This is a genomic window from Actinomycetota bacterium (assembly GCA_028698215.1).
Classification (GTDB): Bacteria; Actinomycetota; Humimicrobiia; order Humimicrobiales; family Humimicrobiaceae; genus Halolacustris.
Window position 1 is genome coordinate 13,941 of the sequence record JAQVDY010000005.1, and the last position, 17,401, is coordinate 31,341.

Consider the following 17,401-nt stretch of genomic DNA (forward strand, 5'->3'; position numbering starts at 1 on the left):
AGGGATATAAAAGCCTGGTAATAGCTCTAAACACTAGGAAAAATATAGAATAAATATAACTACCGATAATATATATTATGTTAACTTTTAAATATTTTAACTATTTTCCCCATCATTCCAAATACTCTACTTATATCCCCTGTAAATATTGTATTTAAAAGTTTACCAAAAATAATAAAAGCAAATAAAAAGTACAGGGGTATTACAATTACCCCTGTACTTTTTCCAAGGACGATGTACGTGGTATAAAGAATCTTTATTTAAATTTTCTTATACAGTGACCCAAAATTCCTACAGGCCCTGTAGTCAGCCCCCTCCATATCCTTGGTGCCAAAAGCAGCCCAGGCGCTAGGCCTAAACAGCTTGCTATCATCAACATTATGCATGGCCACCGGTATCCTTAGCATAGAAGCCAAGGTTATAAGCAAAGCTCCAATGTGACCATAACTGAATACTGCATGGTTTACTCCCCAGTTGTTCATAAGGGTATAAGTATCGTTAAAGGGAATCTTACCGGTTATTTTAGGAGCAAACCAGGTATTGGGCCAGGTTGGGTCGGTTCTGTCACTTAAAATCTGGCCAACTTTTTCCGGTAAAGAAACGGAATAGCCTTCTGCAATTTGAAGTACAGGGCCCAGTCCCTTGATAAGGTTTATCCTGAACATGGTTACCGGCATATCACCTTTAGTTACAAAGTTAGCAGAAAAGCCGCCGCCCCTGAAGTATTCAACGTTTGCTGGCCTAAACTGGGAATTGGCCAAGGTAGCCTTAACTTCATCTTCAGTGATATCCCAGTATGGCTTCATGGCAGGTTTTCCGTCTATGCTTTGCTGACCTGTTCCGTCTAATGCTGCTGAACCTGAATTTATCAGATGTATAATACCAGTTTTGCCATAGCCCTCTAAATCATACCCGGTTACCCTTTTTACTGCCTCTGGGCTCCAGAAGGTTCTTACATCAGCAAATACCTGTGCGGTATTGGTTAAGAGATGTCCAAAAATCATGGGGACGCCATTTAAGGCATCGTTTTCTGTAGCCACCAGGTAAGGCTGTCTTATGCCGTTCCAGTCAAAGGAAGTGTTTAGCATGGTTTCAGTAAAATCACCATTGGGGAAATGATCAGTCCACTGGCGCTGTCCCTGAAATCCGGATGCTAAAGCATTATGGCCCATAGCTTCTTCCTTAAAATCAATATCGGCCAGTTTTGGATTTCCTACCATAAGATCTCTTACAATTAAAGTCATTTTAACCACAAATTCCCAATCAGCATCTTTTTGTGCCCTGGTTTTCTGAATGGCAGGCGAGTTATTATCTGGTCCTTCTGTAAGGTTTTTCTTTACCCAATCCAGTGCTTTGCTGTATTCCTGGTGGTCATAGATGTTCTCTTCTATTCTCCTGATTATTTCAGTGGAATCAACATATTCACATCTCATTCCCAGATAATCTTCAAAGAAATTGGGATCTACTATGGATCCGGCAATACCCATAGAGGTATTACCTATGGAAAGATAGGATTTACCCCTCATGGCTGCCACGGCTAGGCCGGCCTGGGCAAATTGAAGCAATTTCTGGGCTACATCTGAAGGTATGGAGGTATCATCTGCATCCTGCACGTCTTTACCGTATATGCCAAAAGCAGGAAGGCCTTTTTGGGCATGTGCTGCCAGAACTGCTGCCAGATATACTGCTCCCGGCCTTTCACTGCCGTTAAAACCCCAAACTGCTTTGGGCCTGGTGGGATGCATATCCATGGTTTCAGAGCCATAACACCAGCTGGGAGTAACGGTAATGGTTAGGCCTACCCCTTCCCTGGCAAATTTATCATCGGCCATGGTAGCTTCTGCTACTCCGCCTATAGTGGTGTCCGCAATAACGCACTCCACTTGATCCCCGCAAGGGTGCCTTAAGTTTTCTGAAATTAGTTTAGCGGCAGATTTAGCCATGTTCATGGTCTGGGTTTCCAGAGATTCCCTTACCCCCTTCCTTCTGCCATCGATGGTAGGCCTGATGCCTATTTTGGGCAAGGTACCTATTAACCTGTTTTTGGTTGAATCGCTCATGCTTTGGTGCTCCTTTATGTATTATTGTTTTTAATATTTTCCATACTCATAAGCTGCTTCCAGCATAGCTATAACATTCTGGGGAGGCACATCTGCCAAAATATTATGTATTTGATTAAATACCATACCCCCACCCTCCCCTAAAATTTCAATTCTTTTTTTAACATCCTGCCTGATTTGTTCAGGGGTTCCCTTGGCCAGCACCTCTTGGGTATTACAGCCTCCACCCCAGAAAACCAGGTCATTTTTAAATTCTTTCTTAAGTTTTTCCGGTTCCATATCCCTGGCAGTGGTTTGAACTGGGTTTAATACATCTAAACCTGCATCAATTAATCCTGGTAAAAGCTCATAAATAGAGCCGCAAGAATGTAAAAATACCTTGCAGCTGCTGTTTTCATGTACAAAATCCCACATTTTTTTATGGCGGGGCTTAAACACTTCATCATAGATTTCAGGTGACATGAATGGACCATCCTGTCCTCCCAGGTCATCACCAAACTGCAGCAAGTCAACATACTTCCCTACTCCATCAATAACCTTCTTTAACTTTACCAGATTTCTTTCTACCAGGGTGTCCAGCAGATACATGGTTTTCTTTTTATCGGTATAAACATCCATCATAAAATTTGCCAGTCCCCTTAAAAATGTACCGGTTTCAAACATATTGCAGCCTACTGATAAAACTATGGAATAATCAGTCTCCTCATATAGCTTTTTAATGCCTTCCACAAACCGGTTAAATTGTTTAGGGTCAAATATGTTTAGATGCCAGGGCGGCGAAGGAATTGCCCACATATGCTTATCTAAATCTTCATCATTGAATTCATCAGGGATAGATGGAAGGTTTTGGTAAATCCAAAAACACTGGTCTACGTAAAGGGAGGATGCTGGTTTCTTGCCCAGCCTGGTACCATTTTCATCTGAAACATATACGGTGTTTTTTTCATCAATTTCCACATTTAAAAATTGTGGTATTAAGCATTTAGACCCATCATTTAAGGTCCAGGTCCTCCAATCGTGTTCCGAGAGTAAGAACCCCTGTCCGGCATCAATGGCATCTATGTGGAAGTGTTTCATAATATCGCGTTGTGGAAAAGCAAGCTGCTGTATAAAGTCATACATCTTAGCCTGGCCACTTTCCTTTCCAAGCTCCTTTAACAGCTTATTGTAAGCAATAGTAGAAATACCTGAAGATCTCATGCTGCCCAGGTCAATGGGTATCCTGTCAGCGGTTTTATGTTCTAATATAGCCCTAATTCTTTGTCTGGAATTCATTTGGACTCCCCTGTTAGTATTTGCCAAAATCTTTTAATGTTTGCCACCAGGCCATGATATTTTCTGCAGGTACCGAGCTCTGTATGATGTGGATGGGAGAAAATATAAAGCCTCCTCCCGGAGCCAGGTCATCAATTCTTCTTTTAGTTTCCTCTCTTACCTGTTGAGGAGTGCCAAAAGACATGATATTGTTATCACAGGAACCGCCCCAGAAGGTAAGATCTTGGCCAAATTCTTTTTTAAGGGTTTTGGTATCCATTCCCTTGCAGTTAACCTGTACCGGGTTAAGGATATCCACTCCTGCTTCTAGGAGTAAAGGTATAGCCTCTTTTATGGCTCCATCACAGTGGAAAAATATATAAACTTTGGATTTAGCCTTCTTTTTTATAAATTCAAACAGTTTTTTATGATAAGGCCAGATCAATTCCCGGTAGAGGTCCAGAGATACCAGCAAGCTGTCTTTATTGCCTAAATCATCAGCGGCAGATACCACCAATACATTATCCCCAACTGTTTCTAAAGCCTTCTGCCAATAAGCCATTTTTATCTCCAGAAACTTGTCCATAATGGCCTGTACCATCTTTTTATTACATAGCATATCCATAAAAAATTGTTCATAGCCCCTCATCCACATGGCATTTTCCCACATCCCGGCACTCATTCTTTCTAAAAAATAAGCCCTCTTTTCCTCTTTTACTATCTGATCCGCTTTTTCTTTCAATTCTTCAAACCGGGCTGCATCAATTGGGTCCGGCCAGGGATAATTTTCTATGTCCGTAATAGTTTCGGCCTGCTGCAGGGGGCTTTGATAAATATCATAATAATGGCCTCCCTCTACCGGCATCCTGTATTCTATCCCGAACTCATCTATTAATCCGCAGTAATTATCTTTAATTCCCAAGTTCCGGTATAAACCTGGATTTTTTGGAGGATTAGGAGCTACATTTTTAATATCAATTTCTAATTGTTCTATGATGTCCTGTTCCATTTTACCCAGTTGAGTAATGGTATCCCAGACTTCAGCCCGGCCCTTCAAGCCCAAAAAGTTTCTAAGATTATTTAGGGCCTTTATATTTATGCCCGCCACCAAGGCTCCACCCAGATCAAATGGAACCCTGTCCGGCTCCCTATGCTCAAGTGAAGCAATTACCCTGTCATAGCTTGTATATTTATCCAATTTTTTAACTTTATTTATTTTTAAATTCAGTAAGTTCCAATTCCAGTAACTTGTGATCGGTGGGTTTTCCCCCAGTATCCCACCCTGCCAGTTGATAGTAAAGCTGTTTGGCCTCCATAAACTGTTTTTTATCCAGGTGCATCCCTTGGTTCGGGCCATTTTCAATAGGTTCAAATATCCTGTCTGGCAGAATATCTTCTCCAACCTCTTCCCGCAGGGCAAACAACTTATACATATTTATCCTTTTTTCTCCAATCTTAACCAGCTCAAACAAAGAAGTTTCCCATCCAGTCACCGCATCTATTATATCTACCAGATACTGAAAATTAAAAAATCTAACTGGGGAAAAGGCAAAAATACAGCCGCATAGTGCATCCAGCATAGAAAAAGCCGGCTGCAGTAAAAAAAACATCCTCACTTTGTCTTGATTTAGTGAATCTGCTGGTAACCGGTCATATACGGTAAGTGGCGCCACCTTGTCCATAAACATTTGGTTTGCCTGAAAATCAAAGTCAGTATCATGTTCAACCACAGTATAGTAAGGGCCAATGGGAGAGACAGCGTAGCCTAATCCCAGCATTTGTTTAATTCTGGGTTCATGGAATGGCATTTCCATACCCTTTATATGCATCGCAAATTTTTCTGAACCCTGGATATGGTAGGAGGCCAGCCTTACCCCCTCGGCCAGGGTATCACCAATGGATTTTCTCTCCATAATCATGGTGGCCATCTTTAACATGGCCTGGGAATCACCCCACCTTAAACAGGTCCCCATGGTATCATCAGGGCTGATTAGCCCGTTTTCATAGCATTCCACTGCATAGCCCAATATGTTTCCCAGGGAGGTTCCGTCTACCCCATAGTCGCAAATCATATTCCATAGCTTTAAGGTGGCTTCCATATCATCTACCAATAAATTGTAAGAGGTGGCAGCCAGGCTTTCCAGCTCGATAAGGCCGAACTCAGGATTAAGGTTAATATCCTTTACAGAAGGCAGCCTTTTTTTACACCCTCCCTGGCAGTGGGAACAGTTATGGTTCTCAGGGGCATATTTATCAGCAATAGTGAAGCCATCTATGGATTCCGCCTTATCAAAGTAGGAATAATGAAAATTTTTAGCTGAAAGCATTCCCTGGTCAGATAATAGCTTTAGATACCCTGCATTGCTGGCGGGTCCATGCTGGCTTTCATTTAAGGGGTTGGTTAAAAAATTTTGCTCAAAATATTTGGAAACCTGGCCTAGCTTTTCAGGATTACTGACCTTGATAGGTTTCTGGCCGTATACGCATAATGCTTTTAAATTCTTAGAACCCATTACTGCTCCCACACCACACCTTGAACTTATAAAACAGTTGTCTGTAATTATGGAAGCAAAACGAACCAGTTTTTCCCCTGCTGGCCCAATTAAGGCTATGCTGTGGCGGTTCAAGTCTTCCTGTTGGGTTAGAATGTTATAAGCTTCAGAAGTTTTAAGCCCCCAAATATGATTAGCCTCTAAAAATTTTACTTCACCGTCATTTATCACTATCATGCAGGGCTTTTCAGATTTACCTTTTATAATAATAGCATCAAAACCAGATTTTTTAATCATTTCACCCAGGTAACCGGGAGTAGTAGCTTCCCCTATCAGGTTAGTTAAAGGAGACTTGGTAATTACATTGTGCATGGCAGTTCCCGCACAATCCACTCCTGTAATGGGGGAAGTGGAAAAAATAAGGATATTATCCGGGGATAAGGGATCAGTTTTGGGCTTTAAATTCTTAAGTAAAAAGTAAGCTGCCAAGCAGGCCCCACCAATATATCTGCGGTAAAATTTATCATCTAACTTTATTGATTCTACCTGCTTATCGGTTAAATCTATTTGTAAAACTTTGCCATTGTAACCAAAAGACATAATATTAAATATAATAGCTTCCTATTTCTTTACTAACTATATTGTAGCTATCTGCATCCTTGTTCACGTTTTCAATTTCCCCTACGATTTTTTTGTCCCTGAATATATATATTCTATTAGCCAGCTTAATAATCTCCGGCATATCCGAAGATATTAATATGATAGATTTTCCAGACTTATGGGCCAGGTTATATATAAGTTGGTGGATGTATTCCTTGGCCCCTACATCCACGCCTATGGTAGGTTCATCAAATATAATGATATCGCAGTCCGCTACCAGCCATTTGGCGATACTGACTTTCTGCTGATTTCCACCACTTAGCTTTCCTGCTATTTGGTTGAGCCCGGTAGTACGGATATCTAGGTTATCCACCATATCTTGGGCATGCTTCCTTTCTTTGTTGCCGTCAATAAACCTCAATATTTTGCTGGCTATCCTAGGCCAGATGGTAATACTGATATTGGTTTGCAAGGTACTGCCCAGCAGAAGGCCTTCTTCCTTTCTATTTTCAGTAACATAACCCATCCGGTACCTGTATAGGCTATCAGCTATGGACCGGGGATTGATTTTTTTGCCTTTTAAGAATACTTCCCCAGACTGCCTCCGGTCCTCTCCAATGACAAGCCTGGCTAACTCGGTTCTGCCAGCACCTACCAATCCATAAAAACCTAAAACTTCACCCGGGTAAAGTTTAAAGCTAACATCTTCAGCCTTGTGCTCCTTATAGATATTTTTTGCTTCCAATAAGGCTTTTCCGTTATCCAGGGATTCAAACTTGAATGATTCAATCTTTTCTTCCCTGCCTATCATCATCTTTACCAAATCCTGTTTATCTACTTCGCTGATGGGTCTGGTTCCAATTTTTTTACCATCCCTTAGTACGGTAACCATATCGCATACCATAAACACTTCTTCCAGTTTATGGGTAACAAACAAAATGATTATGCCTTTTTCCCTTAGACCTTTTAGTATTGAAAAAAGCTTTTCTGCCTCGCCTTCAGAAATTGAAGAGGTAGGTTCGTCCAGAAGTAAAATTTTGGATTTGGAAGCCAATGATTTGGCTATCTCCACCATCTGTTTCTGGGCAACACTAAGCTCGCCAATAGGTTTGGTAGGGGGAACTTCTAATCCTACCATATCTAGATATTTCTTAGCAGTTTGATTAATTTTTTTCCAGTTAAGTACACCGGTCTTACCGTAAGTTACCATTTTGTCCAGCATAATATTTTCAGCCACACTATATCTGGGCAAAACCTGTAGCTCCTGGTTAACCACACTGATTTCTTTTTTCAAAGCATCTATGTAGTTTTCCACTACCAGTTCGTTAGAATTAAGATACATCTTACCGCTATCAGGCATGTGCACACCACAAATTACTTTAATTAAAGTGGATTTGCCTGCACCATTCTCCCCTAAAAGAGCATGTATCTGGCCCTGTCCAAATTCAACCGACACATCATCTAACGCCTTTACTCCCGGAAAAGACTTACTTATGTTTTCTAACCTTAACACCTTTTAGTTCCCCCTACCCTTCATATAATTTTATTTAAAATACTCTGTTTTGGCGCTTTCAGCTAAATCAAAAGCAGCCTGCCAAAGCTCATCCATGAAAGTATCAATATTATCCTGGGTAATAACTACACCAAAAGTATCGATAAATGTATGGTCAGCCTTGGGCTCCAATCCATCTATCAGGTATTCCAGCAATAAAGGAGTAACATAACCCTGGCAGTATGGATTCTGGCCAAAGGTACCGGTAATATAACCCTGCTCAACAGCCTTAAGTACAGCAGGATCATCATCAATACCAACAAAGGCTATACTGTCATTTTCCATTTCAGTAAGTATCTGAGCAACAGCTACAGTAGGATTGTATCCGGTGGTAACTATACCATTAATAGAATCTCCGCCAGCAGCTAATGCATTACTTACCTTTTCTATACATTCTTCCAGTTCATTCATGTCACCTATGGTTTGCACTATTTCTACATCTGGATATTTGGCAGCAACTTCCTCCACGCCTTCTTTTCTGAGAATGGTGTTTGGATCGGTTACTACTTCCAGGACATTCAGTATTCCGCCTTTATAATCCATAGCTTCACATACTCTTTCAGCAGCTTCCATGGCAGCAGCCTTAACATCGGTAGCCACGGTAAAAGATGCAGGAGTAGGCTCTTGGGTCTGAGCACCATAATTACATACCGGAACGCCTTGATCTACTACCTCTTGATATAAAGCATTAGCTCCAGCTGCATCCAGCGGGAAAACCATAAGTCCATTATAGCCCTGGGCTATTAATGCTTCTACCTGCTCATTTTCAGTAGGCTGGGTCCAGTCTGTACCTATTTGGGAATAAACTTCTACCCCGAAATCCTCAGCATGTTTAGCCAGGCCCTTTTTTACGGACTCATAGTATGGGTGAACTGCCGGCCAATAAGAACCCAACTTGTATTTGCTGGTATCTACTGCTTCTTCAGCAGCCTCTTCAGCTTCTTCCACTACCGCTTCAGCAGCCTCTTCAGTTTCTTCCACTACCGCTTCAGCAGCCTCTTGAACTTCCTGGGCTGCTTGCTCTACTGTCTCTGCAGCGCCGGCGCAACCGCTAAGCGGAAGAGCCACTGCTAGTGACAATACCAGCAGGACCATTATAATTTTTGATAAATGCCTCTTCATTTACTATCACCTTTCTTTATGGTTTTATTGATAATACAGTTCTAATTTATTGCCACTACATAACCCCTCACCTCCATTTTTTTTATTCTATCAACCTTCTTTGATTGTATATATTTCTAACTCTGTCAATGGCTACTGCCAGCAGAATCAATAGTCCCAGGTATGCCTGTTCCCAATAAACATTGGTCTGCAGTATAATAAGACCGTTTTTAATCATTACCATAATAGCCCCACCTAAAAGAAGCCCGAATGCGGTAATAGAACCACCACTAAGAGCAGTACCTCCCAGAATAGCTACGGCAAAAGATATGATCAACCAGTCTTGTCCGGTAACCGGAGGTGCTGTACCCATTCTGGATATATAAAGTACTGCAGCCAGGGCGGCAACAAAACCCGATAGTATATGGCTGAGTAATTTTATTTTGTCTGTATTTATACCTGAAAACTTGGAAGCTTCCAGGTTTTCTCCTACGGCCAGTATCCTTCTACCTACTAAAGTATATTTAAAAAAGAGAAACATGATTATAAGGGCAAAAAGAGTGAAGATAAAAATATAGGGAATCCCAAACACTTTGCCTTTCCCCAATATGGTAAAAGTTAAGGGGATATTTACAAAAGAAAAACCTTGGGTAAAACCAAAATTTATACCAGTAAAGATAAATGAAGTAGCCAGGGTAACAATGAAAGCGTTTATGCCAAACTTGGCAGTAATAACCCCGTTTATGGCTCCGCAGGCTATACCTACCACTAATGCGGCAATAGTAGCTACTGCTCCATGTATTCCATGGATATCCATCAGGTATCCTGCAGTAATGGTAGCCAGACCGCCTATAGCACCCACTGATAGGTTCATGTCACCCACTACCAAGACCAATCCTTGAGCCAGCCCTATAAATACATATAAAGACAGCGTTCGGCCGGTAGTATACATGTTAAAAGGTGTCAGAAAACTGTCAGAAAAAATTGAAAGTATGGCAAATAATATCATGGTTGCTATAAACAACCCAAAGTTTCCGCTGGTCAATATGTCTCTTATGTAGTTTTTTTTCAATTTCTTACTCCCCTTTGTTTGTTAAAGGATTTATTAAAAACTATATTGTTTTTCAGCTGCTTAATATTTCATCCTGTTTTTGGGAACTTTGTATCTGGCTATAGTTATTTTTTACAAATTCCAGGTGCTCTCTGATACTGGTTACTGCTTCATATTGTTTTTTATTTTTTATATTATTAAAAATAGTTCTGTGATCCTGCAAAGTGTTTTGCATTACCCCTGGTATTTCAGTAGTTTTAATAAGTATTTCAGTCATACAATATTTCAGGAGAGGAAAAATGATATCAAAATATTTTTTAATTACCTGGTTATGGGATGCTTCTGACAGCTTCTGGTGAAATTCATAATCCAGCCTTACGAACTCTTCGCTATTTTGCTTCCTAATATAGAAATCAGTAAGTTCCAGGTTTTCTTCCATTCCCTTTAAATCACTCTCATTAGCGTGGTCAATGGCTGCCTGCACAGCAATTGACTCAAATAATTCCCTGAATTCCAAGAGGTCGGGCACTATCTTTTCATCCGGTTTAAAGGTGATACGGGCCGGGTTAAAAAAAGAATTAATGGAAAAATCCTTGATATATGCCCCTACTCCAGGTTTGATTTCAATTACATCTACCAGCTCCAGTGCCTGAAGGGCTTCCCTTACGCTTCCCCTGCCGGTTTGATAGATGCGGCAGAGCTCATTTTGAGAAGGTAGAAGCTGGCCTGAGTTTAATTTACCTTGCCCAATATCTTCCAAAATCCGGTCAATAATAATTCTAGGAGCTTTCTTTTTTACACTCATCATACCTGTCATACAAGTGTTATTGTTTTTAAATATTAGGCAACATTTAAATAAAAGTCAATATAAAACTGCTAAAAAAAGAAATTAAAACAATTATTATTGTTAACGTTTACATTATTAAAAAACAATTAATTTGTCAAGTTTTTTCGCTAAGAAGTAGAGCTCCTGATTACAAGGTGTGTTCCCAGCCTGATAATTAAAGGCGGCTCATTTCTGTAATTTGATGGTTTGTTAATTTTTTTTATGATAAGCTCGGCTGCAGTATTGCCCATACTGTACACCGGTTGATTTATGGTGGTGATGGGAGGATCGGTTATCTGGGTCCAGTCCGGGTTGTCAAAACTTAATATGCCAATATCCCGGGGAATGTGCAAACCTTTGTTTTTTATGGCCAAAACCGCTCCTAGTGCCATATCCAGGTTAGTAACAAATATAACTTCCGGTCTTGGGTCGGCCTCCACTAGTTCGGTTGCTAAATTTATTCCACTTCTTTTTTTAAAATTACCAGTTTTTATTAAACCAGGGTCAATATTTATGTTTGCCTCAGTCAAAGCCCGCTTATAGCCCTCCAGCCGCTCTGCCCCCGTAGTCCGGTCAGGAAAACCATTAATAATAGCAATTCTTTTATATCCCCTGCTGATAAGGTATTTTATTGCTTCATATGAGCCTTTTTCATTATCTACCAGGACTGCATCATTTTCCAATCCGGGTACTAGTCTGTCTACCAGTACTATCTGCATCCCTGATTTTTTTAAAAAATCAATATAGCTGGCATTCTTTCCGGTAGGAGTCAATATTATGCCGTCAACCCGGTTGGCTTTTAAAATCCTTAAATACTTTAGTTCTTTTTGGGGATTATCATCCCCATTGCATAAAATAAGGCTGTAACCCTCCTCTATGGCCACATCCTCTACTGCTTTAGCTAAAGTTGAATAAAATTGTGACAGCACATTTCCTACAATAATACCCAGGGTATTGGTCTTTTCTCTTCTAAGGCTGCTGGCCACTGCGTTTATTTCATAATTGAATTGGGAGGCCACCTTCAGGACTTTTTTTTTGGTTTCCTCTTTTACTCCAGGATAATTGTGCATTACCCTGGACACCGTAGCGGTGGAAACACCTGCTTTACTGGCTATGGTTTTTATATTAATTTTTTTCATGGCTTTATTTATGTTAACGTTTACATAATAAGCTAAAAAAAACATAAAATCAATAAGCTATGTCGATTTCTTAACTTCAGCCGGATTCCCGAAAGCCAAGCAGTTGGGGGGTATGGATTTTAACACCAGGGAATGGGCCCCAATAGTAGTATTTTCCCCTATTTTTACAGGTCCCAGTGCAGTTACACCGGTATACAGGATAACATTATTTTCAACTACCGGATAACCTGGTTGGCCATGGTGGAACATGGAATGCCCCAAGCCTCCCAGCACCACATTGGAAAAAATACTGACATTGTCTCCCAGCTTTACTCCCCTGCCTATGACCACTCCAGAAGAATGCCATATCCTGCACCCTGAACCAATTTCTGCCCCAGGGTCAATTTCCGCTCCGGTAAACCAGAAATTAATACGGCAGCATATTTCTGCCAACAGAGCCAGCCTTATCTTATAGAGACGGTGGTAAAATCTATAAAAAACTAAAGCTTGAACCCCCGGCTTAACCAGTATGATCCTAACCGCCCCCCAAAAGGAAGGCCTGCCCTTTAAAGTTCCATATTTACTAAAAAGGCGCCTTACATCTCCTACCAGGCTGCCCTGTTTAGTGTTTGCCATATCGATTATTGATTATTTGTTTAGATATTTAAATACCAGACTGTGAAAATCCCGTTTATAGAAAAGTTTTATATTGATATGGGGATAAAGCTCCTTAATTCTTTTAATCTTCCGGTTTTTTTTGGTAACCAGCTTCTGGTTCATGGTAGTAAGCTCTATGAACAAGTCATAATCACTTAAATAGAAATCAGGAGTAAAGCTCTCCAATACATTTCCTTGGCTATCCCAGCTCAGAGGGAAAGTTTTGGGCTCATACTCCCATTTTATTCTGTAATAATCCAATATTTTGGCAAATTCCTTTTCACTTTCATGGGCAAACTTTATTTTTTCAGCATTAATAAAAAGTGAATCGGGTTTATTGGCTTTATTAATATTGTCTATTACTTCTGGTTTATTTCCCTTCATTATTCTTCTTGCTTAAAATCATCAGGAGTTACATGTTCCAAAAAATCTTTAAACTGAGCCACTTCATCTTCAATGGTTTGAATTTCCAGTCCTGCATTTTCAATTACATGATCTGCGGCATAAATATCACATTTGCTTCTAACAGCCAAAGCTATGGCATCCGAAGGCCGGGAATCAATCTTTAGCTGGCCTAGATTTTTAGTTTTCATATCTATAAAGGCATAGAAAGTGTTATCTTTAATATCGAATATTTCAATTTGAGTTATATTACAGTTTAGTTTCTCCAGTATATTGATAACCAGATCATGTGTCATAGGGCGGGGAGTTTTTATATTGGATAACTCCAGGGCAATGGCAGTAGCCTCAAAAGCGCCAATCCAAATAGGCAGATACCGGTTACCGTTTTCCTCTTTTAGCAGGATTATAGGCTTCTGTGAAGGAAGTTCTATTCTAACTCCCTCCAAGGTCATTTTTATCATTTTTTTATTCTTATCCAGCATAAATTAACTATAAATTTTACCTTTAAATATTATAACACCTATAAGGTTATTATCATACCGGGCCGGGTATGATTAAGGCCTGGAGTCGCCATTTAGGGATTGTTCGATATCTTTTTTTACAGTATCAATATTTAATTCATAAATAGAATCAAGGTTCCTAAAATGTTGTTTGTAGTCAAGACCATAGCCTACAATATATTTTTCTCCTATGCTGAAGCCTTTATACTTTATCTCTACATCTACCATTCTTCTAGTATCCCGGTCCAGAAGGGTGCATATCTCTATGCTTTTGGGGTATCTGGATTTTAAGTTTCTTAACAAATAGCTTATGGTCAGGCCGGTGTCAATTATATCTTCGGCAATCAGTACGTCCTTTTCTTCAATGGAGTCTTCCAAATCCTTGGTTATCCTTACTACCCCTCCCCCTGTATCTGATATTCCATAAGTAGATATACCCATAAAGTCAATGCTTAGAGGTAGGTTGATTTGCCTGATAAGGTCGGTTAAGAAAATTACACCACCACGCAGTATACTTATTACCAGCAAGTTCTTCCGGGCATAATCCCTTGTTATCTGCTGGCCCAGCTCAGCTATGCGGTTCTGGATATCTGAACTGGAAAACACTACCTTTCCAATTACGCTTTCTGTTCCGGGTTTAGCTTGTAAGTCCTGTAATTCCAATTTAATTAATAAATCACCCTGTCTATGCTTTCCACCATGGAAATCCAGGTGGTGCCCCTATTAAACAGTATATCGTTTCCTTCGCTGTCTTTAAATTCAAAAGGTTCAGAAATGCTTTGCCTGTCCCAGGTTCCTTCGATTACCTGGCCGTCCATGAAATAAAAAGCCTTTCCGCCATTGGTAGTCCTTACAATCATATGTCCGGCAGCATCACCAGAATTGGCAATATCAGTGATAAGCACCACTATATTATTAGCTATCAGCTGCTCACCTGATTCCCTGTCTATTTGGGGTGAACCTCCTACTGATTTCAAATAAAAATTATTTTCACGCTCATATTGGTAGCCGGCCTTATATTGTTCATAGGAAAAATCTACGGTAACTTGATCAACGCTGCCCTTTTCTGAATCAGAAGCATCCAACTTAAACATAAATGGAGACTGCCCCCCCTCCAGAGCGTAACCCAGCCTCTGAGCATCTTCCTTGAGCTGCAGGGTGGACATGTATCCATTATGGGGTGCAGCCCTGCCTTCATCCCTCCAATGGGAAGCCTGGGCAGTAATAGAACTATTACCACTTTGATCCCCTAAAACGCTTAATACATCCATTCCCATATTTTCAATTATCTTATAGCCTTCAGGATAGGTCCCCCAAAATGCATATATGGGGTCAAAACCGCAAGCAACCTCTCCATAGTACTGCCTGGCACTTCTTACCGGCCCCAGTATTTCAGTATCATAAGAAGAGTAAATAGCCACATACCTGGTAACTCCGCCTTCATCTACAATTTCCACAATTACATCCGCTAAATCCAAACCAGTTTGAGGCCTGGCATCAGGGCTATTCTCTATCATAACAGCAATAGGCCGGCTGTCTTCTACCTGCTCAGAGATCTGCAAGCCGGACAATATATTTATATTGCCGGTTATAATTTTTTGAAGCAATCCTCCACTATTTTCTTCCTGCTGCTGCTCTTCGACGGGTTTTTCAGGCTCTGCCGGCTCATCTGCCGGTTGTTCTTCCTGAGGTGCTTGCTCCACTGCTTCCTGTTTGGAACAGCCATATACACTAAAGGTAAAGATTATGGATATGGTTAAAATAAAAATTAGAAACTTGAAAAAGGCAGATTTGCTTGTTAAATGCAATTTACTTCCCTCCGGATATTTATACATAAAACTTTGTCTTAAAAAATAAATTCTTAACTATTATAAATATAAAAACTAAAAAGTAAAATCCAATAGCAAAAAACATGACCTTTTTATTGGTATCCGGACGGGTGGAAACCAGGTGTTGCTCTATATTGGGTCCCTCTACCGCTTCAGTGCTCACCAGGGGAATTTCTTCCACAAACTGCCCATTTATATACACTTCAAGATTACCCAGGTTTTGGTTTTTGCTAACCGGCAGCACTATATTATGGTTAACTGAATATTTAAAATCTATATCGTCTTCTGAACTGTTTACAAACTGGTAATAGCTCCGGCCGGGATATAGGTCTATTTTGGTTTTGGTTAAACCCCCGGTATCAACTGTATCTACCTTAAGGTTTTGATCTACTACCTGGGCAAAACCGTAATTTCTTTCTACATAATTTATCAGGGTCACGGCATCTTCTTCCCTGCTGTCGCTGGTACTGTTTAGAATAACGGTAATCAGGTCCAGTTTAGCGGAATCAGAATAAGTTACAATACAGTAGCCAGCATTAGCAGTAAATCCTGTTTTTATGCCTTTGATATGGTTCAATTGTAGCAAATGATTGGTATTATTGATCTCCACTTCATTCTCCCCTATGGTAATAATGTCCTCTTCTGTGTTGACAATTTGGGCAAACAAGGGATTATTCAAACAATATTTGGCTATGATAGCCAGGTCTCTGGCAGTAGTCCTGTGGTAAGGATAGTCAGAATCCAGGCCGTTGGTGTTCTGGAAAAAAGTATCATAAGCTCCTATATGCCTGGCTTTAATGTTCATGGTTTCTACAAAATCCTTTTCGCTGCCCGATATATGCTCCGCCAAGGCAATAGTAGCATTGTTGTGGGAACAAATCAGGGAAGCTTTAATCAAATCTAAAACAGAAACCTTATCCCCTTGCTTGAAACTGAATGCAGAATGATTTCTTCCCGCGGCATTTTCAGAAATTTCTGCCAACTGGCTTAAATCAGTTAAGCTTTCTATGGCAATAATAGCGGTGAGCATCTTGGTAGTACTAGCCGGATACATGCTTTGCTGGCTATTTTTTTCCCATAACACAGCACCTGTTTGTTTTTCCATTACCAATGCAGACTCTGCAGCTATTTGGGGATAATCTTCTGCTTCCAACCGGGGTGTAGCATAACCATAATAAAGCACTACCAATATGAAGACAGCCAAACCTATCAGGATTTTTTTAAGCATTACCTTGCAATCAATCATTTATGCTTGTCCAAGAATTCCCTGTTTTTTCTTTTAACCAGCAAATTATATAAATTACTTAGCAGTGAATCCAGCTGGTTTAAAATTTTTTGGCCGTTCCTGTGAGATTCTTTATTGGAAGATAAAAATAAAGGGAGTACTATCTGTTGAATAAAAGATGCATGCCTGGTAGCAAAATTGTCAAACATCTTTAAATGCTTAATATGTATGCCATATTTTTCCAGCTGGGCCGCTATTTTTATTATCTCCAAATCCTCGCTGGCTATAATATCCCTTTCGCCATCTTTTTTGGTTTCAATTATGCTATCTTCCACCAGTTCATTGATGTAGGAAGCGCTAATGCTGTATTTATCTGCAGCTTCTCCCAGAGACAGGGACTTGGGTTCCAATTCTTCAAACTGCTCTCCCAGCTTTAGCTGCATTTCTTTTATGGCCTTGCTCTCATCGGGCTGGGACGAGAAATCAACCGTATCCAGTTTCTCTTTTACTACATCCAACGGCATATAATAGTCTTTTTGCATTTTTAATATAAAGTTAATTTTCTTGATGTCTTGGCTGTCATATACACGGTATTTATTATCTGCCCGGCCAGGGTTTAATAAACCCCGTGATTCCAAGAAACGAAGCTTGCTGGAACTGATATCCGGATACGTTTTTTTTAGGTAATCCACCAGTTCCCCGATAGTAAAATATTTTTTATTGTTATCCATATT

16 protein-coding genes are annotated in these 17,401 nt (G+C 40.2%); all 16 read right to left on the reverse strand.

Translation table 11 applies throughout. The features are described from left to right. Positions 1-260: 260 nt before the first annotated feature. The 16 genes from PHN32_02680 to PHN32_02755 all read right to left on the reverse strand — a co-directional run bounded on the left by PHN32_02680 (position 261) and on the right by PHN32_02755 (position 17,398). Positions 261-2,060 carry an L-fucose isomerase gene (locus PHN32_02680; protein MDD3776495.1) on the reverse strand — a complete coding sequence of 600 codons (1,800 nt, stop codon included), beginning with the start codon at positions 2,058-2,060 and terminating at the stop codon, positions 261-263. Between the two features lie 30 nt (positions 2,061-2,090). Next, a complete protein-coding gene (locus tag PHN32_02685; protein MDD3776496.1) occupies positions 2,091-3,335 on the reverse strand; it encodes a uroporphyrinogen decarboxylase family protein in 1,245 nt (414 codons plus the stop codon). Between the two features lie 13 nt (positions 3,336-3,348). Beyond that, complete coding sequence (locus PHN32_02690) at positions 3,349-4,512, reverse strand: uroporphyrinogen decarboxylase family protein (GenBank protein MDD3776497.1); 1,164 nt, start codon at positions 4,510-4,512, stop codon at positions 3,349-3,351. A 10-nt stretch (positions 4,513-4,522) separates the two neighbouring features. Further along, positions 4,523-6,406: an aldehyde ferredoxin oxidoreductase family protein gene (locus PHN32_02695; GenBank protein ID MDD3776498.1), complete on the reverse strand. Its 1,884-nt coding sequence runs from the start codon at positions 6,404-6,406 to the stop codon at positions 4,523-4,525. Between the two features lie 4 nt (positions 6,407-6,410). Beyond that, the gene (locus PHN32_02700) at positions 6,411-7,919 is read right to left on the reverse strand and encodes a sugar ABC transporter ATP-binding protein (GenBank protein ID MDD3776499.1); all 1,509 of its coding nucleotides are present in this window, start codon (positions 7,917-7,919) and stop codon (positions 6,411-6,413) included. Between the two features lie 30 nt (positions 7,920-7,949). Continuing rightward, on the reverse strand, positions 7,950-9,080 hold the full coding sequence (locus PHN32_02705; GenBank protein ID MDD3776500.1) for a substrate-binding domain-containing protein: 1,131 nt from the start codon (positions 9,078-9,080) through the stop codon (positions 7,950-7,952). A gap of 82 nt (positions 9,081-9,162) precedes the next feature. Then, positions 9,163-10,131 carry an ABC transporter permease gene (locus tag PHN32_02710; protein ID MDD3776501.1) on the reverse strand — a complete coding sequence of 323 codons (969 nt, stop codon included), beginning with the start codon at positions 10,129-10,131 and terminating at the stop codon, positions 9,163-9,165. A gap of 52 nt (positions 10,132-10,183) precedes the next feature. Further along, entirely contained in the window at positions 10,184-10,918 is a 735-nt protein-coding gene (locus tag PHN32_02715) for a FadR/GntR family transcriptional regulator (protein ID MDD3776502.1), read from the reverse strand. Between the two features lie 146 nt (positions 10,919-11,064). Continuing rightward, complete coding sequence (locus tag PHN32_02720; GenBank protein ID MDD3776503.1) at positions 11,065-12,075, reverse strand: LacI family DNA-binding transcriptional regulator; 1,011 nt, start codon at positions 12,073-12,075, stop codon at positions 11,065-11,067. 57 nt (positions 12,076-12,132) lie between these two features. Next, the gene (locus PHN32_02725) at positions 12,133-12,690 is read right to left on the reverse strand and encodes a DapH/DapD/GlmU-related protein (protein ID MDD3776504.1); all 558 of its coding nucleotides are present in this window, start codon (positions 12,688-12,690) and stop codon (positions 12,133-12,135) included. A 12-nt stretch (positions 12,691-12,702) separates the two neighbouring features. Further along, positions 12,703-13,095: a hypothetical protein gene (locus tag PHN32_02730; GenBank protein ID MDD3776505.1), complete on the reverse strand. Its 393-nt coding sequence runs from the start codon at positions 13,093-13,095 to the stop codon at positions 12,703-12,705. Beyond that, positions 13,095-13,574 (reverse strand): bifunctional nuclease family protein, encoded by a 480-nt coding sequence (locus PHN32_02735; GenBank protein ID MDD3776506.1) that lies wholly within the window; start codon positions 13,572-13,574, stop codon positions 13,095-13,097. The genes PHN32_02730 and PHN32_02735 overlap by 1 nt, the downstream gene beginning before the upstream one ends. 93 nt (positions 13,575-13,667) lie before the next feature. Beyond that, the gene (hpt, locus tag PHN32_02740; protein MDD3776507.1) at positions 13,668-14,276 is read right to left on the reverse strand and encodes a hypoxanthine phosphoribosyltransferase; all 609 of its coding nucleotides are present in this window, start codon (positions 14,274-14,276) and stop codon (positions 13,668-13,670) included. A gap of 5 nt (positions 14,277-14,281) precedes the next feature. Continuing rightward, positions 14,282-15,421, reverse strand: a complete 1,140-nt coding sequence (locus PHN32_02745) for a DUF3048 domain-containing protein (protein ID MDD3776508.1) — start codon at positions 15,419-15,421, stop codon at positions 14,282-14,284. Positions 15,422-15,440: 19 nt separating this feature from the next. Then, positions 15,441-16,688 (reverse strand): D-alanyl-D-alanine carboxypeptidase, encoded by a 1,248-nt coding sequence (locus PHN32_02750; protein MDD3776509.1) that lies wholly within the window; start codon positions 16,686-16,688, stop codon positions 15,441-15,443. Continuing rightward, positions 16,685-17,398, reverse strand: coding sequence for a MerR family transcriptional regulator (locus PHN32_02755; GenBank protein ID MDD3776510.1), 714 nt, complete (start codon positions 17,396-17,398; stop codon positions 16,685-16,687). Before PHN32_02755 ends, PHN32_02750 begins: the two co-directional genes overlap by 4 nt. Between the last annotated feature and the right edge of the window lie 3 nt (positions 17,399-17,401).

Excerpts from the sequence above, each read along its gene's own strand:
- PHN32_02680 (MDD3776495.1), bottom strand. The coding sequence starts at position 2,060 with ATGAGCGATTCAACCAAAAACAGGTTAATAGGTACCTTGCCCAAAATA.
- PHN32_02685 (MDD3776496.1), bottom strand. The coding sequence starts at position 3,335 with ATGAATTCCAGACAAAGAATTAGGGCTATATTAGAACATAAAACCGCT.
- PHN32_02695 (MDD3776498.1), bottom strand. The coding sequence starts at position 6,406 with ATGTCTTTTGGTTACAATGGCAAAGTTTTACAAATAGATTTAACCGAT.
- PHN32_02705 (MDD3776500.1), bottom strand. The coding sequence starts at position 9,080 with ATGAAGAGGCATTTATCAAAAATTATAATGGTCCTGCTGGTATTGTCA.
- PHN32_02715 (MDD3776502.1), bottom strand. The coding sequence starts at position 10,918 with ATGATGAGTGTAAAAAAGAAAGCTCCTAGAATTATTATTGACCGGATT.
- PHN32_02720 (MDD3776503.1), bottom strand. The coding sequence starts at position 12,075 with ATGAAAAAAATTAATATAAAAACCATAGCCAGTAAAGCAGGTGTTTCC.
- PHN32_02725 (MDD3776504.1), bottom strand. The coding sequence starts at position 12,690 with ATGGCAAACACTAAACAGGGCAGCCTGGTAGGAGATGTAAGGCGCCTT.
- PHN32_02730 (MDD3776505.1), bottom strand. The coding sequence starts at position 13,095 with ATGAAGGGAAATAAACCAGAAGTAATAGACAATATTAATAAAGCCAAT.
- PHN32_02735 (MDD3776506.1), bottom strand. The coding sequence starts at position 13,574 with ATGATAAAAATGACCTTGGAGGGAGTTAGAATAGAACTTCCTTCACAG.
- PHN32_02750 (MDD3776509.1), bottom strand. The coding sequence starts at position 16,688 with ATGATTGATTGCAAGGTAATGCTTAAAAAAATCCTGATAGGTTTGGCT.
- PHN32_02755 (MDD3776510.1), bottom strand. The coding sequence starts at position 17,398 with ATGGATAACAATAAAAAATATTTTACTATCGGGGAACTGGTGGATTAC.